Here is a 2,096-nt window from a genome sequence, read left to right as displayed (position 1 = left end):
ATCAAGGATTATAAGAATGAGAGATGGTAAAATCGTATGAGTAATGAAAAGAAAATAATCAAAGAAATGGTTCAGGGTAATCTGAAGGTGAATAGAAAGAGAAATCTTCTTCTTGTATTGGCGATTACGTTAACTACCATTTTATTTACCTCAGTATTGGAAATTGGATTTGGCGGTATGCAATCCATTCAAGAAACACAGTTAAGACTTTCGGGATTAAAAGCAGATGCAGAACTTCGATACTTAAATAAAGAACAGTTTCAGGAAGTTCAAAATTCGGAGTTGTTTGAAAGCGTGGGAGGAAGGATTCCAATCGCATTTTTGGAAGGAGAAACAAAGCGACCTATTGAAATAGACTATCTAGATAAAGGTGGTATGGAAGCTTATTATCTTTCTTTGAAAGAGGGGAAGATGCCAGAAGATGAGAAAGAAGTGCTTTTATCTGAGCAAGCATTGGAAGAACTGGGAATAAAAAAGGAAGTAGGAAGTTATGTTCCGGTGTCTTTTACATTAAGAGGTCAAGAATATAATTTTGATATGCGATTGGCAGGTTGGTATACAGGAAATCCTAAGGCTGATTTTTTAATTGTATCAGAAACATTTTTAGAACACAATCTTGAAGTGACAAAGAATACTTATGATGATGATAAAGAAGTGTCCGGAACATATTATGCAAGCGTTTGCATGAAGAACACAAAAAATATCGAGCAAAACCTTAAAGAATATGTGAAAAGCCTTGGAGGACAAACAGAGGATTCTAATGGAAGAGAATATATTCACATAGCAGTGAACTATGTATTATATTCAGAAGATGGAAATACGGGATTGATTCTTTCGATATTCTTTTTTGCAGCGTTATTTATTTTATGTGGCTACCTATTGATTTATAATATTTTTGATATAGGTGTTATGCAGGATATTCAGCAATTTGGAATAATGAAAACAATTGGAATGACAGGTAAACAAATCAAGAGATTAATGCGAAGACAGATGCTTTTTTTATCTCTTATCGGTATTCCGATTGGCTTGCTTCTGGGATATGGGCTAGGTGTTCTTTTGCTACCAGTCATTCTTAAAAACTGGGAATATAGTGAGGAAGAACTTACCATTGTACAATCAGCGCATCCAGCTATTTTTGCTTTAACAATTATTTTTGTATTAATTACAGTATTCTTAAGCATGAGAAGACCTTCTCAAAAAGCGGCTAAGTATTCTGCAATTGAAACAGCAAAATATACAGAGATAAAGAAAAAAATCGCTGAAAAAGATATTCGTTCTATTAGAAACATAGCAAAGAGTAATCTGCAAAGGAATAGGAAAAGAACGACTTTAGTGTTTACTTCACTTATACTAAGTATTATCTTTGTTAACTCTTTATGGATTATTTCGAATAGTTTTGATGAAGAAAAATATATTAATGCACGAATGCGGAGGGACTATTTGATTGCATCTACAGACACTTTAAATCCGAGTGTTGGATATATTAGATCTTCGGCGGCATTGGACGAGGAGGTCATGGAACAAGTAGAGAAAAATTCTATAGTCCAAAATGGTACTAGATTATATAAAAATACAGTAGATAATTCTGACATAAGTTTTGAATGGGGCAATGAAGGAATTGAAATAAAAGAATATATGCCCAATGTAGAAGTTGATGGCGTAATTACAAATGAAGCAATAACAAATTATGGACAGGTAACATTGTCAAAGGATGAAAAAGCATTATGTAATGTGTGTGGTATTTCTGAGAATTTTGTTGATAAAATGGAAATTTTAGATGGGGAAAGCAATATTGCCACCATTAAAGAAAAGCTAAAAAGTGGGAACTATATTTTGGCTGCTGTTTCTAAAAATACAAAGGGTGGTTATAGTAGTCAGGCATTAGAGAATTTACCAGATATTGGTGAAATAGTGACGATTTATAAGAATGGAAAACCACTGAAGAAAGCAGAAGTGCTATCACAAATTTTGGTAGTGGATTCAGAACAGATATCAGGAGATAGTTTAACTGGTGATAATACTATTTTAGGACCTTGGTTTTATTTAGGAGAAGATTTATTTAAAGAATTGTATGGAGAAGGCAATTTAGTGAATTA

The 2,096-nt window shown here is 33.1% G+C and carries 1 protein-coding gene; it reads left to right on the top strand.

Annotated features, from left to right (window positions below):
- Window positions 1-36: 36 nt before the first annotated feature.
- Window positions 37-2,096, top strand: a 2,060-nt coding sequence (locus I2D69_RS19590; protein ID WP_195380418.1) for an ABC transporter permease, incomplete at its 3' end; no start/stop codon positions are given.

This window comes from Ruminococcus sp. D54t1_190329_F1 (genome assembly GCF_015551645.1).
GTDB classification, from domain to species: domain Bacteria; phylum Bacillota; class Clostridia; order Lachnospirales; family Lachnospiraceae; genus Blautia_A; species Blautia_A faecis.
The sequence above is the reverse complement of the archived record's forward strand: the minus strand, read 5'-3'. Positions and strand labels throughout refer to the sequence as shown.